Source organism: Alteromonas naphthalenivorans, assembly GCF_000213655.1.
GTDB lineage: Bacteria > Pseudomonadota > Gammaproteobacteria > Enterobacterales > Alteromonadaceae > Alteromonas > Alteromonas naphthalenivorans.
The window spans coordinates 822,219-840,593 of the sequence record NC_015554.1 but is presented as its reverse complement, the minus strand read 5'-3'; the positions used below and the strand labels follow the sequence as shown (position 1 = coordinate 840,593).

The 18,375-nt window shown below is 37.9% G+C and carries 14 protein-coding genes and 1 pseudogene; 6 read left to right on the top strand and 9 right to left on the bottom strand.

Annotated elements, in window-relative coordinates; translation table 11 throughout:
• Positions 1-4 precede the first annotated feature (4 nt).
• Genes AMBT_RS03565 through AMBT_RS03550 form a run of 4 tightly spaced genes read right to left on the bottom strand, consistent with a single transcriptional unit; the run spans position 5 to position 4,976 of the window.
• Complete coding sequence (locus AMBT_RS03565) at positions 5-1,063, bottom strand: hypothetical protein (RefSeq protein ID WP_148259072.1); 1,059 nt, start codon at positions 1,061-1,063, stop codon at positions 5-7.
• Positions 1,064-1,067: 4 nt separating this feature from the next.
• Positions 1,068-2,027 (bottom strand): endonuclease/exonuclease/phosphatase family protein, encoded by a 960-nt coding sequence (locus AMBT_RS03560; protein ID WP_158306761.1) that lies wholly within the window; start codon positions 2,025-2,027, stop codon positions 1,068-1,070.
• Positions 2,028-2,051: 24 nt separating this feature from the next.
• Positions 2,052-4,025: an acyltransferase family protein gene (locus AMBT_RS03555; protein WP_049791743.1), complete on the bottom strand. Its 1,974-nt coding sequence runs from the start codon at positions 4,023-4,025 to the stop codon at positions 2,052-2,054.
• A 24-nt stretch (positions 4,026-4,049) separates the two neighbouring features.
• Positions 4,050-4,976, bottom strand: coding sequence for a glycosyltransferase family 2 protein (locus AMBT_RS03550; RefSeq protein WP_013783214.1), 927 nt, complete (start codon positions 4,974-4,976; stop codon positions 4,050-4,052).
• Positions 4,977-5,244: 268 nt separating this feature from the next.
• Between AMBT_RS03550 and AMBT_RS03545 the strand changes: the two genes are divergently transcribed.
• A complete protein-coding gene (locus tag AMBT_RS03545) occupies positions 5,245-6,408 on the top strand; it encodes a glycosyltransferase family 4 protein (RefSeq protein WP_013783213.1) in 1,164 nt (387 codons plus the stop codon).
• Complete coding sequence (locus AMBT_RS03540; RefSeq protein WP_013783212.1) at positions 6,405-7,433, top strand: glycosyltransferase family 2 protein; 1,029 nt, start codon at positions 6,405-6,407, stop codon at positions 7,431-7,433. Before AMBT_RS03545 ends, AMBT_RS03540 begins: the two co-directional genes overlap by 4 nt.
• 82 nt (positions 7,434-7,515) lie before the next feature.
• On the opposite strand, the gene AMBT_RS03535 is transcribed toward AMBT_RS03540, so the two are convergent.
• Positions 7,516-8,769 carry a glycosyltransferase gene (locus AMBT_RS03535; protein ID WP_013783211.1) on the bottom strand — a complete coding sequence of 418 codons (1,254 nt, stop codon included), beginning with the start codon at positions 8,767-8,769 and terminating at the stop codon, positions 7,516-7,518.
• A 213-nt stretch (positions 8,770-8,982) separates the two neighbouring features.
• Between AMBT_RS03535 and AMBT_RS03530 the strand changes: the two genes are divergently transcribed.
• Entirely contained in the window at positions 8,983-9,768 is a 786-nt protein-coding gene (locus tag AMBT_RS03530; RefSeq protein WP_083820129.1) for a sulfotransferase family protein, read from the top strand.
• Positions 9,769-9,836: 68 nt separating this feature from the next.
• On the opposite strand, the gene AMBT_RS03525 is transcribed toward AMBT_RS03530, so the two are convergent.
• From AMBT_RS03525 to AMBT_RS03510, 4 genes are read right to left on the bottom strand one after another with little or no spacing between them, the layout of a single operon-like run.
• A complete protein-coding gene (locus AMBT_RS03525) occupies positions 9,837-11,186 on the bottom strand; it encodes an O-antigen ligase family protein (RefSeq protein WP_013783209.1) in 1,350 nt (449 codons plus the stop codon).
• Positions 11,183-12,259 carry a GNAT family N-acetyltransferase gene (locus AMBT_RS03520; RefSeq protein WP_013783208.1) on the bottom strand — a complete coding sequence of 359 codons (1,077 nt, stop codon included), beginning with the start codon at positions 12,257-12,259 and terminating at the stop codon, positions 11,183-11,185. Before AMBT_RS03520 ends, AMBT_RS03525 begins: the two co-directional genes overlap by 4 nt.
• Positions 12,256-13,608: an exosortase gene (gene xrt, locus AMBT_RS03515; protein ID WP_158306760.1), complete on the bottom strand. Its 1,353-nt coding sequence runs from the start codon at positions 13,606-13,608 to the stop codon at positions 12,256-12,258. Before xrt ends, AMBT_RS03520 begins: the two co-directional genes overlap by 4 nt.
• Positions 13,609-13,667: 59 nt before the next feature.
• On the bottom strand, positions 13,668-15,080 hold the full coding sequence (locus tag AMBT_RS03510; protein WP_013783206.1) for a TIGR03013 family XrtA/PEP-CTERM system glycosyltransferase: 1,413 nt from the start codon (positions 15,078-15,080) through the stop codon (positions 13,668-13,670).
• 148 nt (positions 15,081-15,228) lie between these two features.
• Between AMBT_RS03510 and AMBT_RS03505 the strand changes: the two genes are divergently transcribed.
• From AMBT_RS03505 to AMBT_RS03495, 3 genes and pseudogenes are all read left to right on the top strand, one after another.
• Positions 15,229-15,864 (top strand): XrtA/PEP-CTERM system exopolysaccharide export protein, encoded by a 636-nt coding sequence (locus AMBT_RS03505; RefSeq protein WP_013783205.1) that lies wholly within the window; start codon positions 15,229-15,231, stop codon positions 15,862-15,864.
• A gap of 28 nt (positions 15,865-15,892) precedes the next feature.
• A complete protein-coding gene (locus AMBT_RS03500; protein ID WP_013783204.1) occupies positions 15,893-17,461 on the top strand; it encodes an XrtA system polysaccharide chain length determinant in 1,569 nt (522 codons plus the stop codon).
• Positions 17,461-18,347 (top strand): annotated as a pseudogene (locus tag AMBT_RS03495) (XrtA-associated tyrosine autokinase). Before AMBT_RS03500 ends, AMBT_RS03495 begins: the two are co-directional and overlap by 1 nt.
• The last annotated feature ends 28 nt before the right edge of the window (positions 18,348-18,375 follow it).

Here is an 18,375-nt window from a genome sequence, read left to right as displayed (position 1 = left end):
TTGATCAAAGCGCCCTCTCGAAGCAGTTTAAAAGCAAACGATCTGGCCTTAATGACGACTCATAGTAGCGTTGATTATCACGCATCATTTGAAATCTATAATCTTCATTCTGGTACAAGAATAAAACTTGTTCAACGCACTGTTCCGCGGAGCTAAATTCCAAAAAGTGCTTATTCGTTTCTAGTTGGGGGATAACATTATCATTTCGTTCGGCAACTATAGCCTTTGATGTTGCAATATATTCTCCAAACTTCCAACCTATTGAATCATGTAAGCCCGTTGAGGCTACACATATATCGTGTGCCTTTAGGGTTGTGATATAGTTGTGTTTAGAAGTTAACCTAGCGTCTTTCACCACTAACTCAGGATGTTGGGATAAAGCAAATTCAGTGGCTAGCAGCCCCCCAGTAAAACGATTTCCCAGCTCTTTTTTGAGCAGGGATATACATTTAGCCCGCTGCTCATTGATTCCTCTCCTTTGTTGGCTATGCTGTTCATCGACGGCGAAATAACTGTCTGCATTTATATCCCATAACCTGGCTAAAAAAAGTGTCTTGGGATCTGTTCTTAATACTGGGGAAGCGCTAAGAGCTGAACATGAAACTTTATAGTGCATTTTTCCTATAAAATCCGCTTGTTTGATGACTTCTTTAAACCAGTTAGGCGTTTTATAGAATTTAACACATCGTCTAAATCCAAAAATATCGAATCCGTTTGGATAAACGAGATAATTTAGACCATATGGCATCACCTTAGACGCGATTGCAGGGTCTACAAAACTAGAGTTAAAACTTCGCTTGAAGTAAACATCACTTCTTTTCAAAGCACTATCACTCAACTCAGTCCCGTCAGACATATCAAAACAGATTCTTTTTCCCTCAATATTTATATTTAAAATGTTACTTTGAACACTAAACGGAACTGTACATGTGCTGACACTTTTATCAAATACTAGTTTGAGATTAATTTTTTCTTGCCGGTGAAGCATCGCAAGCCCAGTATAAACTTGCTGTAGGTGGTTAGAGTTGGTATCGACGTACACTTTACAATTAAGTTTAGTCATATAGTTATTCATCCAACAAGCTAATATTTCCTAAGATAGGAAGGTGATCGCTTCCTAAATCGTTACCAACTAAGGCCTTGTTAGCCTTTAGCTTATTGCTAATGAGCACATGGTCTATTCTAGGGGAAAGCCAAGGGTGGATTCGAGTTGAGCCGTATCCAAAGCCTACTTCACGAAATAGATTCTCAAAATTTCCCCAATACTTTTTATATTGAGGATTTCTATCTGTAATATTAAAGTCACCGGCGATAATGAAGTGCTCATCATAAACGAAGCTGGAAAGCATTGATTTTACCAACCCAAATTCAATTGCTTTCGACTCCTTGAATAGTATCATTTTAGATAAGAAACCATTCAAAGAAGAGAATTCAAAACCAAAATTAGATATTGAAGCAAAATGAGTATTCATAAGAAATACCTTTTTCTTCCCAACCAAGATTGAGTGCAGTGAAGCAAAAAGCCCCCACTCCTCTAGTGCTCGTCTATCTATCGTTTCGTAATCTTCTATCGGATATTTAGACAAAACACATAAGCGTGGCTTACAAGACGAGTATAAGTCGTTTTCTTCCGCAGCATCTAATTGCTTATCCCTTGCTTCCTGAATGAATAAGATATCTATGTCGTGATGCCTGAACCAAGCGTATAACACGGCCTCATCGACTCGTTGAGCAACGTTAAACGAGGCAATATTCAATGTGTCGTATTTTAGGCTTTCTTCACTACCCTTTAATAAGTTCAACTGAAAAGGAGATGATATAAGTATCATTAGTAAAAAAAAACAGAATACCCAATATTTAAAGCGCATTTTTGTAAAAAGTATGGGAGCAGCTAATATTACTAAAATATAATCTGGAACGTACTCCAGAAAGTAGCTTATAGGATGGTCAGAAATTGGTTGAAAGTGCATACCCACTAGATATAAAAGCACCAGTAAGCTACTAAAAAACGTAATTATAGACATCATGCTAGTTATCATTTCATATTAAGCCTATCGTGAGTTTGACTTTAAATATAGTGTTCCAAACAACTTAGATGCTTCGTATGTTATGTGATCCTCATCAATATACACTAGGGTGTTCTCAATAGCGAGATTACAAAACTCGCCATTACAGTAAAATTCTTTCGTATCAATTATTTCCAGCTCCTGTGTACTAAATTTTGCGCTTATTTCATTAAATATATCAGCCATCATTTCATTTTCTAAATATGGTATTTCGCACGTCGTGGATAATGAATACATTGCTTTCTTTATCGGACATGACGGCTTTATTTGTGAATAGAACGCTGTATCTTTGAATAAAACAACTTTCGAACTATGTTGTAAAATACTATTTAATGTATCGTGCAGCTTTTGCTTGAAATATTGATATTTAGTGTCAACATCATCTATTATCACCCCGTCGATTAAAATTGACTCTGATCCAAAGTTTGGCCAACTACCTCCCATATAAACAACGTCGGGTTTATGCTCAATTATGTACTCTTCAGCTAACTCATTTCTCATCTTACACGCTTGAGCGCGTGAGTAGGATGTCCCCCACTGAAGACCAAACAAAGGCACGCATTGGTCAAGCGTATAATCAGTGGTGGAGATATTGGCTTTTTTTCCGAGCACATCGATAAAACCAACTAAGTGGTTTGCATGTGAATCGCCTATTAACAACCCACGCTTCTCTCCGTCTTTATCACCGATTAGGCAGTCCTCGCGGGGTAGGCTATTATACGATTTCAATGCTGAGTGACACTTTCCTCTAAGTTCATTTGATTTTATAACTCTTGAGCTTTCAAGGATTTCTACTCTTTCACTAAACCTCTGTGGAAAACCATTGGAGATTATAGATAATTGGTACAAAGCGATAGAAAATATCAGTGGAGCAATAATAAAGAGGGAAATCGATAACGTGTTAGAGATTTTCTTATTATGCCTAACCGAATTCTCGACAAATCTCCAAGATAGATACCCCAATAGAAGAGTTAATACTGTGGCAGTGGAAACTAAATACAACCCCACGTTCTCATAACGATAATTGACCCATGTTATTACAGGCCAGTGCCAAAGGTAAATGGAGTACGACATTTTACCGATACTTTGAAATATAGGTAAACACAACAATCTATAACCAAGTGATTTATTGTTATACTGAGAGATAAATATTGCCGTAAGGATGCAAACGTACAGTGCGTTCAACCCCGGAAAACGCGTTGTTTCGTCATAAACAACGGCAAATACAAATAAACCAGTTAATGAACCGAGAGAGACAAAGTCAGCTAACAATCGGTTACGGAGTACTCTCGGACCTACAATGCCAACTATGCAGCCTATTCCCAATTCAAACGCTCTTGTAGGGAGTAAGTAATAGGATGCTCCGAAGGTAAAATTTAACGAAAGCTCTGAAACAAAGGCGCTAATCGCCACGAATAGCGAAACGACGACTAAAAGTAGTTTATGCGAGCCTTCTCTATGTAGAGCGAGAAACAAAAGAGGCCAAAGAAGATAAAACTGTTCTTCTATGGCTAGAGACCATGTGTGAAGAAAGGGGGCACTTGATGCACTTTCTGAGAAGTAACCACCATAATTTAGCCAATGAAAAAAGTTAGCCAAATAAGCACTTATCCATAAGCTTCCCTCAATCGATTTTATTAAATCCAAGGGAGATAAAATAAACCCAAACACTATTAGCGTTAGGTACACCATTACGAGAAGAGCAGGAGCTAATCGTTTAACGCGTTTTATATAAAAACTAGTAAGTGAGAAGGTTTCGTTTGAACGCTGAGTCAGAATAAGTTTGCTAATAACAAAACCTGATATAACAAAAAATACGTCAACACCAATAAAACCTCCCTCAAAGAAAGGTGCTTTAAAATGCGCCAGAATCACCAATATTACGGCAATCGCCCGTAAACCATCTACATCCTCACGATAACAGTGCTGCATAGCTTTCATCTCTGTCTTTCGTTCCATGTTACTACCGAAAACCCGAAAATGTTACTTTCCGTGAGTATGTTGGTATTCATTGTGTTTGATACCCAAAAAGCCAGCAATAGTTCCGACGCTAGAGCACATCCTAAACAAGCCATCAACAAAAGTAGCTTTATCCAAATTAAAAAGAGATTTTAGGATCAACCCCCCCCCCCTAATAAAACGAATAAAGGATAGCGCGGTGCATTTGAATACCACTATAGCTAAAGGTTCCTCGAACAAATGAGAGCGTGTATAGCCTACCCCCGAACGAAAACCTCGACGACAAAACCATTTTAGGTTAGCTCTCGAGTCTGGAAACTCTTCGATGACGGGCGCATCTGTATAAATACAACTATAGCCACGTTTATGGCACTTCAAAGAAAAGTGATAATCACTCGCGCCAGTCAAAGCAAATCTTTCATCAAAACAAGGATGCATATCTTTCAACAAAGTACCTGAAAGTAATAGGTTATTAGTGTAAAACGTTGATAGAATTTGCCCTTCTTGAATAGTGTTGGATGTGTACAGAATTTCTGTTGCCCAGTTTTTCCCCATACTCTCATCTACAGAGATAACGTGACTTGTTACTACATCAGCTTCGGAGCTTAAGGCTTTGTTCACGAGCCTTATCAGCCAGTTGTCACGTTCCGGCCACTCATCATCGTCGATGAAAACGAGAAAGTCCGCGTTTAGCATTAGAAACTCAGAAACCACACGATTGCGAGCTGCGACAATCCCTCTTTCGGGTTCAACTTTATAAATTATAGGTGAGGTATTGTCTGCAGCACGAAAGGAGTCTATAACAGATTGAGTCTCGGGGTCATCAGCGTTATCTACTACAAGGATACTATATACGAAACCATCTGTTCGCTGCCTCAAAAGCTCGGTTATAAGCCTTTCTAACCAACTCGGCCGCCTATAAGTAATTATTCCAACTACAACTTGTTTCAAAAGAACTCCGTTTACATGCTGAACGACCTATATTTAACACCTTATATACTAACAATCAGCACATAACTCGTCTAACGTTAAAATTCAGCTAAATATTATTTTTATTAATACGCCAATGCTTTATAGCCTTTATCATAAATGTTGAACTGAGCTATACACTTTTTGCTCTTAAATTCCTATTTCAATTGACACCGGAACTGCGAACCTGTCTTATATAGGCCGAGTTTAATCTCCAATTTTCAACGATTTTGTTACATAAGTGATTTAAATGAATATCTGTTTAGTTTGCGACTCTTTTCCGCCTGAAGATGGCGGTGGCATAGGCACTTACATTAGCAATTTAGCTAGAGCCCTAGTCTTAAAAGGTAATAACGTCTATGTAGTTTGTAAAACCATGGAAAATGAGACAGAAGAAGAACTCACTAATGGTCTCACTATAATTAGAAAAAAGCCGAGTTACTTTCCTGTACTTGAAAGGTTATTGCCTGGTATAGGATGGAGTCTTCAAGTAAAGAAAATCTGCGATACACTTATTAAAGCTAAGCAACTCGACATCATTGAGTTTCCCAATTGGGAAGCTCCTGGCTTTATTTTTCAGGTATTCAACAAAAGTTTTCCGTGTGTCGTTAGAGTACATACACCGTTTTTTGAAACATTGAAAATGGATTTCAGTAGTGCATCTTTGCCACAGAAAATGATTTGCAAGATGGAAAACTATTCATGCAAGCTTTCGCACTCTCTCGTCTCCTCAACGAAAGCTCATGCAAATACTATAGCCAAGGAATATGACTACAATTTAAGTGCGTTTAAAATAATCCCTTTAGGGATCGATGTCCATAAAAACGCCAAACAGTCTGATGGCAAAAACAGCCATAATTTACTTTACGTGAGCCGACTTGAAAATCGAAAAGGCACTTTGACTTTATTAAAAGCTATCCCCAAATTAGTTGAGTATTACCCCCGCTTAACCGTTAATATAATAGGGAAAGACAGACCGCATGCACCTAATGATATGCTCTTTACAGATTATTTCTTAGAGAACTTTGGCGCTTTTAAATCCAATGTTAATTTTCTGGGGTTCGTGGGCGATCGCGAGCTACTATTATATTACAATGAAGCTACTGCCTTTGTAGTCCCTTCAATATATGAGTCTTTTGGACTAATCTATATTGAAGCTATGCAGCATGGATTACCCTGTATCGCTACGTATGGAGGTGGTATTCCTGAAGTAGTGACAGATAGAGAAACAGGACTTTTAATTAATCCCGACGACGACGAAGCCCTTGTTCAGAAAGTGAAAGAAATCTTAGATAACCCAAGTTTTAGGGAGCAACTTAGTAATAATAGCAAGCGAATATTTCATCAGAAATTTACTTCGGAAGTAATGGCCTCACGCACTCTAGAAAATTATAGATCGGTTGCGAAGTTATGAGAAAAGATCAAACTGTGTTAGTTAGTGTGCTCCTTCCTGCATATAACGCAGAGAAAACGGTGGGTAGAACCTTATACAACCTACTAAATCAGACTTACCAACATATTGAAATTATTATTATTAACGATGGTTCTACAGACTCAACCGAGAGTGTGATTAAAGAGTATAAGATAACCGATAGTAGGGTCAAACTTTTCACGCGAAAGAACCATGGGCTCATCGACACACTAAATTTTGCTATTAGTAAAGCTTCCGGTTCGCTATTAGTAAGGGAAGACGCGGATGATTTTTCAAACTTAAACCGAATCGAAAAACAAGTAAATTACATGGTTGCTAATCCAGATGTAGTGGTTTGTGGAAGCGATTATAAAACGTTTGGTAGCACCCACAACCAAATAACAATGTCTCACTCACCCGAAATTTGTAGGGCGGAGGTATACTTTTTCCCCCCAGTCTCACACCCTTCGACGATAATCCGAAAATCATTTTTAACCAAATACACACTAACCTATTCTGAAAAACATAAACATTGTGAAGATTACGCTCTTTGGGTAGATATTATTCGCCACGGCGGAAAAATTACAAACCTTGCTTGTGTACTTCACAACTATCATAATCATGAAAACCAAGTAAGTGTAACTAACTCAAGAGAATCAACTCAAAACCATTATGGCCTTATTCAACAGCAACTCGCAGAATTATCGGTAAACGTTTCGGTCCCAGTTTTAAACCACTTACATTATGCCGATAAGAGCTATCTTAAAGAATTGAGTGGCGACATTTTTCATAAGGTACTAGCGGTCTATACAAAAGTGTATGATGTGTATTCTGATGATACTAAACGAAAAGATGGGATGAAAGAGGTACTCACTTCGTTAACGAATTTCAAAATAAAACACGCTATGGGTATCACTGGTCTCTTCATTGTTTATAAAAGAAAGCCAAGCTATTATTCAAAGAGAACTTTTCTACAAATTATTCCTCATGCCGTGAAGAGAACCTGTATCAATATGCTTAAGAGGTAGAAAATTATATGGAGCCTCTCCCAAATAACGTACAGAATAAGCTCTAATTAGTTACAAATAGCTTGAAAAAAACAAGTAGAAGTTAATGCTTCAAAAGCCTTATTACTGACCTGTACAGCCTAGAAAGCTTTAGGAGGCCAAACAATCTTTCGGTATAGTATCGCTTACCTTTCGATGAATTCCACTCCTGAAGTGCAAATACCTCATCTCCTCGAAGTAAACGCCTCCATTCTTCACAAATAGTATTTAAAGCATAACGCTTCTTAATCAAGTGCAAATCTCTGGCCCTAGTAGCTTCTGATACTTCTTGATTACTCATAGACTCAAGTATTTCTGGCAAATTAACTAAATCATTTACGCAAATTAAATTAACTAAAGAAAAAACACCCAATGTCTCTTGCAGCGCACCACGTTTCAAACAAAGTACCTGCAGACCAGAGGCAACCATCTCTACACCTGTGCAACAGAAAGTTTCAGTACTCTCCCACTGGTTTAAATTCACGACGCCTATCGCGCATTTTTGGTAAAGTGCTCTTAAATCATGCGGCTTCAACGACCCGAGAAAATAAATATCAGCATTATCGAATGAGCCAAATTTTTCAATCAACGGCACCAAATAAAGAGTTTCAAATTTAGCGCTTGCTACGCCAAATTCACCCAACTTGGCGTTTGTGTCGTATAACTTACCAGAGCCTGCGACGTATAATTTAAACTCTTTATTGTACTCCTTAATTTTGGGCCAAAGTAACAAAAGATGTTGTATTCCTTTGTTTTCACCTATAAACCCTGAGAAAACTATCGACTTTCTTTCGCGACTCGATACAGTATTTTTATGGGATGCTATAAAGTGAGGACTAAGAGGATTGTAAATTCGAATAAGTTCGTTACTTCTGAAGCTATGTAACCCAGTTAGTCTTACTGTATCTGAAACACATATAAGCTTTTGAAATACAAAACGCTCTAGTTGCTCAATAAGCCTGTGATTTAGATGAACATGAAGCCAAAGAAAAAAGTCAGTATCAAAAGCGCTGACTCTCTCTAACGCGCTTTCATCATCTGACGTGCAAAGAATCAGTTTACCAGTCCCTTTCCATCTAATGGCGTCTTCGAGTGAGTTAAAGGAGGTTATAGAGTCGGATTTAATCTCTTTTCCTGACAATATGAAGAGACCAATACTCAGGCTATCTAGAAACGAAAGACGATGCGCCACCAAGAAAAAACTTGAATGGGTACCAGAGAGAGGAACATATCCACATTCTATGTCTCCTAAATTTAGGTTATCGAAAGGAGCATCGGGAATAATGAAAAGTGCTTTGGTTTTGTTTAGGTCTGTCATCCAATGATTGTCCTATTTTTAAACCCGCCCTTTCGGAGCAAGCCCCAAAGGTGATAATAAATACATCTGATAAGTTGAGTATAGCTAGAGTAGAACTGCATTACTATTGTTATTGTTTATTTTATACACCGCAAGACGACGAATTCAAATCATTGGTACACACAAATATGTTAATATAAGTTTTTCAAATTCCGAGTTATTCTTTGGAGATTTATGTCTGACAACAAGATACAAAGTTATGTCATTTTTACCACTCAGAGAACGGGTTCAACTTGGCTATGCGACATCCTCCATAGCCACAAAAGCATAAAATCATATACTGAGTTATTTCGAATTAATCCAGATGCTGATTTCCCGAGATATGCAAGTACAGATATGAAGCTTTTTGAACACTTTGCAAAATCGTCTTCTTTCCTTAAACGTACCTTTCTAAAAGAGCATTTGTATAAAGAATACTTTACCGAGCTTTTTTCAATGGCCCGAAGTTCTCCCAAGTGTCGCTCGGCAGGGTTTAAGCTAATGTATTCTCAAGAAAAAAGAAATAGGGGACTGTGGGGATATTTAAGTCAGAACACCGACAAAATTATTCACTTGAAAAGAAAGAATCTTTTAAATAGAGCTATTTCAAAAGTGTATATGGAATCAACAGGTATAGCACATGCAAATGAAGTGGCTAGTGGCGACACGAGTAAACCCAAGGGTTCACTAGATATTGAAAAGGTACTGGATGAATTAAAAAAAGACATTTCAGAATCAAGTAGCTTCAGCAAAAAAATAACAGCATTACCTCCTGAAAGAGTAATAACTATTTATTACGAAGATCTTATAGAAAATTTAGATATTACACTAAAGAAGTTATACAACTTTTTAGAAGTTCCATTTCATCACTATTCGAGCAATTTTAAGAAGCTATCTAACGAACAGCCAGAAGATTATGTTTTAAATTATCATGTATTGAAGGCAGCTGCTATCGAAAACAAGCTTATTGCGAACTTTTAAAATCAAACCCTTATATTACACCTTATTTAAGCATGTTCTCTTTGAACATGATTAATATTAGCAATATATTACAAGTTGAGCAAAACAGTTATCAATACGTATAGTAAAATTAGACTTATTGCGCTCAATATGAAAACTTTTCCAATATCGCTACCTGATAAAGCTTTAATTTTTTCTGGCTCATATTGTCCAATACGAATATAGCTTGCAGCTGCCATGGCGGCGAACATATAAAAGAACATAATATAGCTTCGACTAATAAAAAATGCTGTTGAGCAATATCCAATTAGTGATATAAATAAGTATTTTGCTAAAACAATTTCTTCATTACAGATCACACTGTTAGTCAAATCATTAGGCTTTTTGAGCCTCACAATCTTAACTAGCAGAAGAAAGGTAATTAGTAAGAATGACATCCACAAAAGGTAACCAAACACGCCCAGTTCGGCCATTACAGTTACATAACTATTGTGCGCAACTTTTGAGTGGTATTCAAGAAACCTTTCTTTTCCAAAACCAAACAGAGGGCGATGTTTAAACATTTGTATCCCTTGATACCACGCTGTTAAACGGTCTAGTGAACTTTGGTCATCCTTACCGATAGTCCTAAATGAGCTGAGTCCTATTGTGATCATAGGTAGTGAAATTAATCCGACTATAATAGACTTTACTTTTCCGTATTTGAAATAAAAAATGGCAGCCATAACCGCCAATAATCCTACTAAAGAACCACGGCTCCCCGTCCAATATATTCCGAGCAGCATCCAAACAATTATCCCCCCCCAAAATAATTTCTTCATAGAACTTGTCGTAGAAAACATGAAAAACAAAACAATGGGAATATTCATTACTAGAAACATACCCATATCGTTTGGGTCGTTAAATATACCAATGTACCGTGCCTGAATTATTGGCTCTGGACCGTCATATCGAGTAATAACTGTCTCCGCCCACCCCTCACCTAGAAGACTAGTTACCTGTACGTAGGAATGCAGTGTAAACACAACGCAAGAAAGTATAGAAATAATCAATATTGTCTTTTGCCGTTTTAAAGTAGTTAGAAAACCCAAGTAAACTATAAACGGGATAATATTAGAATTTATCCAATCGATAACTGGGCCTAAATCTGAGAAAAACCTAAAAGCTCTTGCCTCTGAAAGCAACATCGAAAGAAACAACAGTATCAATAGGGTACACTGTGTGTTCCAAGCTTTAGGCCTTAGAGTGATTAAATAAGTAAAGAATGTTAATACTAATATAATTCGTAAAATGGGGAACTGTATATCAAAAATAGGCCACTCATGAGGTCTAATTAACACCAGTGCGGTATAAATACACAATAAGAAAAAGCCAAAGGGAGCTGAGGACATGTTTGGTTGGCTGCTAGAATTCTTGTTATTTTTTAATTCTGACATCATGCACTTATAATTCTTTTAAAAAAGTGTTTACTCAAACTTTTTGCTTTAGACAACGCATAGCTATTAATATTGAGAAAAACATCCAATTCGTAAATAATCTCTGAATGGCTAGTTATATTTTTCTTATAGTTATTCGGGTCAGCAGATGTCATAAAGTCGTACGAATCTAGCTTCATTGACTGGGCAATACAATATTGGTAATGGTGCAATATTAACCCTGGCGAAATATTTGGTTTGTATTTTATATTGACACCATTTTGATAGAAAATAAGATCCTCACCGGATATTATAGAATAATTAACCGCTATAATTTCATCTTTATCTTCGATCAATACCATTGATAATTTATCAGATATTAACAGTGCACGAGTGAGCGAGTAGTGAAAATGGCGAAACGTGTGGTTTTCAAAGATAGCTTTATCGCCCTTTTCTTTCCAACGCTCACTGTTTAACCTAACTAAACTGGGAAAAACTTTTTCTAAATCGCCAACAGTTTCAACACGTCTAATTACCAAATTAAGCTTATCTGCGTTTCTTCTTCCTCTTACTGTTTTTTTCGCTAGCTTATCATCGTGTGGAAGCGTTGGACTATAGAATCGAAAACCAATTTTATTCTTGATAAATTTGAACCTTTCCAATTCTATCCATTTTAATAGCAGGCTATGTTGACGAATATTAGTCAGCATAATATTTTTTATTTTATATTCACTAAACACCGCACGGAGTAGACTAATATTTGGGCGAATTTCATCGGTTAAGCACAAAATATCGTGCCCTTCACTGCAACTTTCAGCATCCAGGGGTTCACCGCTACCCACGTACCACAGCTTACTTTTATCACCTTTCCTAATATACAAGGGAATAATGGCGACTAACTCCGAGCGTATCTCAAATGTTATAATAAAAAGCTGCTCGATGTGTCTCTTATAGTTTTCAGCCCAGATAGATACCCACTCATAGCTATTAAAAATATTCTTCACATGAGCTTTTGAATAAAGAGACAACCAATTTTTTTTAAATTTTTTTAATTCTTCTAGATTTTCTATTACATACATACTCTGTGAATGATTCACATTGTCACTCGCTCTATATCTTCGAGTTCACAACTCTGTTCACACTTAGTAAAGCGCCACTGAATTTCAACATTAGTTTCTCCTAATAACGCCCCCATTAATCTAGCTTTCTTCAACTCGGTAAAATTCAAATAGTAGTTAGATTTGAATTTGTATCTGTAGGCCAATAGATACAAAGCGCCCCTTCGCCCCGCCAATTCCTCAACGTTCCAGGCGTCATTACTATGTTGCTCGATTAGGTGAAAGTCGCTTGGGTGCATATCATTTAAAAAATAGCTTGCTTTACTATCCAAATCCTTTCCGTTAAAAAAGTAGATTAATCTTACGACATCTTCATTGGAACTATTGCAAACTGTTAAGTATTCAGCTATTTCGGGCCTCAATTCCGTGGACTCGTTATCACACTTATCTGTTTTTTCCTCATGTATTAGACTAATCGCAGTTGCTGAAGAAAATACACCTACAATTATTAGCCCTGAATACAGAGCCGATTTAGAGTACCGACTGGGCTTGATTTCTTTATCAGTGGAATTCGATTTAATAGCAGATTTAGCTTCTAAAGACTCTAATTTACTGCCCAAATAGAATTGAGCGAGTGCTACCGGAATATATATGTACCAACCAAAGTTATTATGATCTGTCATCAGTGAGCTTTCCATCTCCGTCACATGCCCAATAATAATGAGGAGTAGGATACGGACCCAATTGGTTACTAAGGCCCCTAACAGAGCAAAGCCGGTAAAGATGATTGCTGACTTTGCGGTTCGCAAATATAAAAATACATAAAGGCTACTGATTGCGAGTGCTACAATTATATAGCGTAGACCACTACAACCTTCTGCTATCTCAAAAATTCCTGATGGAATATTTACAAACTCGTTTTCAACATACACTGGTATATCTGTAAAAGACATTAGCAGCGTTACCATGAATACCGATATATTTTGGAAAACTATCGCTAGCGAACCCCAGAAAGGGAAAATAAAAATAAGATAGGCTACAGGAAATAGAGTAGATATATTAAATTTAAAAACTTGAAAAATTAGAGTAATAAGGACTATGAGAGACATGAGCCAATATAAAAGGCTAATTTGGGACCAAGTTGCAATCCACAGGGCAATACCAGAACTTAAAAGAACACCACTCCAGTACCAACTTACCGAACTACGAAAAGAAACCCGCTGTTCAACTTCCAGAATATACATTAAATAGATAACTATAAATGGAACAAGAAAAGAATGAGAGTAGGTACCGTCATCGAATCCATGATCCCAAATTGTCTCCATTATAGGATAATTGAACAATAACCAGGTTACCACAAGTAATAAAAGTACCCAGAAATGTTTCAATTTACTAAAGACGTTCCTCATGCCGCAACATTCCCTTTACTGCTGTTTTGTTAGTGGTTCTATCGGCCTTTACCAAATAAAACCACCTCTACAGTTCTTATTAATATTAAAATATCCAGCAATAAACTCTGATGTTTAACATAGTAAAGATCAAATTTTAGTTTTTCCATAGAGTCTTCTACACTCGCGCCGTAAGGATAATTTAGCTGTGCCCACCCAGCCAACCCAGGCTTTACATTGTGACGCTGATTATAATAAGGAACTTCTTTAACTAGCTGCTCAACAAATTGAGGCCTTTCGGGGCGGGGGCCAATGAAAGACATTTCACCCTTGAATACATTTAGCAACTGAGGTAATTCATCTATTCTATACTTTCTTATAAAATGCCCAATACGAGTCACGCGATCATCGTTTTTACTCGCCCACTTAGCACCATCTTTTTCGGCATCAGGGCGCATACTACGAAATTTGAGAATTTTAAATAATTGACCATTGAGGCCAACCCTTTCCTGGGCGTAAAAAACCGACACACCAGTTCGACGGCCATCATCTAAATATATAATTAGTGCCGTTGTTAACATGATAGGCCAAACAAAAGCCAATACACATGCCGCCACTAATACATTGAGACTATAATCAAGCGCATCTCTCAAGTAGTTTTGGCTTTGGAAACCGTTGGAGTAGATAACCCAACTTGGGTACATCAGGTTAACGACAATTTGGCCAGTTTCTCTTTCCATGAAATCAAGTAATTCTGTAACCTCTATACCACGGAGGCGACATTCAAAAAGGACTTCAACAGGCAGTGTGCCGCGACGCTGGTCACAAGCGATGACGATTTCTTCAATATCGTTATCGTTGATAAATTGCTGGAAATTTTCGTCTACTTTGATGTGAACAATTTTTTCTCTGCGAATGCCATCTTCTCGGTTATCGCCAGGAATTGGCACGAACCCAACCATTTCAAAACCAATCCTATCGACGTCTCTTCGCATGCGCTTTTCAATTATCGACGCTCTTTCACCCGCTCCTAGCACCACAATACGAACCTTCCCAAGCCCTAATAGCCCTAAACGATTGGTAAAATAGCGGAAAATGACAAGCGTAATGATAATGGAGAATACGGCAGCAGGTAAAAAGTAAGCGTCCATAACCAGTTTATCGAATAATGCTCTACTTACTATCTCGACAAGAAAGTAACTCAACCCAACACTGACAAATATCCGTCTAATAATTCCGCGAAAGGTTTCTCTGAGTTTGGCTTCGTAAAGACCTACTGACAATGAGCACAACAATACCGATACGGTAAGTAGCCCTACATTGATAATTAACTTTTCTGGAGGAACTTTTGATATAAGCCCAACTTGCGTAAGGATAAAGTACGTAATATATCCCATATAAGCTATGAGCAACGCCTCTGTTAATACAAGAATATTAGAGCGTTTATTTTGATTCCGCTTATTTACTGCCACCCCTTGGCCCCTTAACACTTCAAAGTAAACCCATCATAAAGGGATTTATTCTAATAGACTAGAATTCTTGTTGGCATTATAGTGAGATTTCCCGTAGGGTAAACAACGAATGCTATAATCAACCATAATGAGTGTAGGATGATCTCTTATGTTTTTGTTTAAACGCACACCTAAAAGGTATGCTCTTTTATTTGCCATAACAACACTAGCGGGATGCTCAAACACCGCAACCCTTCCTCAGGCCACAACGAGAGCGTCGTTAACAACAGATGTTAATGATTATCAATATTTGATAGGTCCTGGAGATTCGTTGACGATATTTGTTTGGCGAAACCCTGAAGTCTCTGGTCAATTTATAGTTAGGCCAGATGGAAAAGTAACAACATCACTTGTCGAAGACATAGATGTGGCTGGACGCACGCCTTCTATGCTTGCTCGTCAAATTGAGGAGCAACTTTCTGTTTTCATTAATAGCCCACGAGTAACCGTAAGCGTTAACAACTTTTCAGGTCCATTGAGCGAACAAGTGAGGGTTATTGGAGAAGCTACTAACCCTAGTGCTGTTAGCTACACCGAACATATGACACTTTTGGATCTTATGATAGCGGTAGGTGGTTTAACCGAATTTGCTGATGGAAATAACGCAAAGCTAGTCAGAGTTGTTAACGGACAACAGTCAACTTTTGCGCTAAGTATCGACGATCTAATCAGAACCGGCGATATTCAACAGAACGTAGACATACTCCCAGGCGATATAATTATAATTCCAGAAGCTTGGTTTTAGTTCTTAGTAGTATACGGAACATCTTGAAATGCAGGACTTACAACAAACGTTAATCCAATTCCTTGACTTAGTAAAAGGGATTTGGATTAAAAAGCGCCATGTCATTATTATGTCTTGGCTTATCTGCCCAACTGGTTTTGTCATGGTGGCAACTTTACCAGACGAGTACACTTCTAAAGCTCAAGTCTACGTAGATACTCGCTCAGTTTTACAACCGTTACTCCAAGGTTTAGCCATTCAATCCGATCCTGATCAAGAAGTAAGAATGATGGCAAGAACTCTCCTCAGCCGTTCAAATGTAGAAATTATTGCTCGTGAAAGCGATTTGGATATTACTACCGAAACAGAAAGGGACTTTGAAGACCTTGTAACGCGTTTAGCAATCGAGATACAACTAAGCTCGGCAGGTAGAGACAACATTTATAATATCTCTTACAATCATCCTAATGCCGCAACCGCGCAGAGGGTAGTTCAAGAAACATTAGATTTATTTGTCGAAGGTTCGTTAGGGAATAATCGGCGCGATACCGACACTGCGGGTAGATTTCTTCAAGAGCAAATTGCTGAGTATGAAGCTCGGTTAAGTGAATCTGAGCAACGACTTGCCCAGTTCAAACGACAGTATAATGATATACTTCCAATGTCTGGTACTTATTACTCCCGTCTGCAAGACCTGAACTCAGAACTTGGTTTAACACAATTATCAATTAAACAAACCAAACAGCAAGTTGAATCTCTGAGATCTCAAATTAAGAGAGACCCAGCCACTGATAGTTTCGGAGTAACAAGCCAAGAAGAACTAACTTTAAAGACACGATATGACGATAGGATAAAAAAGCTGGAGGAAGACCTCGATACGTTAAAACTAAGATTTACGGATCTTCATCCTGATGTAATTGAGACCCAGCAGCTTTTATCTAGCTTAGAGAATTCTAGAAACAAAGAAATTGAATCATTTTTAGCGAATATGGGTAATGACGACAGCGCACCGCTAAACGAGCTTACTCAGCAAATAAAACTAGAAATGAGCAGATTGCAGAGCGAAATTGCGTCACTAGAAGTTAAAGAAACCGATTTAGAAAATAAAGTGGCAGAGCTTGAATCTAAAGTCGATTTAATTCCTCAGATAGAGGCTGAATCTACGGCATTAAATCGGGACTATGGAATTACAAAAGATAAATATGAAGAGCTATTAGCTAGAAGAGAGTCGGCAGACCTGTCTCGCCGTGCCGAAGTTTCTTCTGAGGAAATGCAATTTAGAATAATAGAACCTCCCCTTGTTGCCAATACGCCTTCTGGCCCCAATCGTCTGATTTTATACACGGCAGTTTTATTCGTTGGTTTTGGTGCCGGTATTGGTTTAGCGTTTGTGGTAAGCCAACTTAGTCCTATACTGACACGACCTAACCAACTCGTTCGCGTGTCTGATTACCCCATATGGGGCACAGTGACTCATTTGGATTTTGAGAATATTAAAAAACGAAATAGGGTTAGATTACTTATATTTGCACTCTCGTCCCTTGCTATTATTTTTATTTATAGTGCTTTAGTCGCAGCGGAAATAATGAATATAAATATTGTCGAGAGGTTCTTCTAATGCGCAATACCATTGAAAAAGCGCTTCAAAAACAAAAAGAAGCAAAGCAAACCAATAATGAATATGATGCTAATTCATCAAAAGCCTCCACATCGTCTCCTAAGCTAGAAAACAGCCTACATGGTAGTACTTCACAAGTTCCTCAGTTAGAGCCGTTTAATATAGATTTAGAGCGTCTGAGTGAAAGTGGTCATATCGCACTATTGGGTGAGCGAAAACAGATTAATGAAGAGTACCGTGAAATTAAGCGTAAACTTTTAGCGAACGCATTTGGTGGACTTTCTAAAACGCTTAATAATCCAAACATCATAATGGTAACCAGTAGTCGCCCATCGGAAGGAAAGACTTTTACGGCTACAAATTTAGCCTTAAGCATTGCATCTGAACAAGATAAAACAGTATTGCTTGTAGACGCAGATGTTCTGAAACCCAACGTACTGAACACGCTCGGTCTTGAACGGCGAAAAGGTTTGATGGAATACTTAGCTGGCGATGTAAGTGACATATCTGAAGTGCTATATTCCACCAATATAGATAAATTAAAGATAATCCCCGCGGGTAAATCTCATCACCTTTCGACAGAGATGCTTGCTAGCCAAAAAATGCATGAAACTGTAGATGAATTTGCTAACCGGTACCCTGATCGTGTAGTCATCTTCGATACCCCCCACTAATCGGTATTAATGAGAGCGCTATTTTAGCGAACTTTGCAGGCCAGGCGGTAGTCGTCGTCGAAGAAGGAAAAGCTAAAATTAGCGATATAAAAATTTCGGTGGAGCGACTCAACCCCGATATGGCAATCGGATATGTGGTGAACAAATCAGTCCATCATGATACCGATGGAAGCGGATATTATGGATATTACTATGCCGAGCGTAAAGTTTAAGGGAAATCAAAATATACTGAGTCTATAT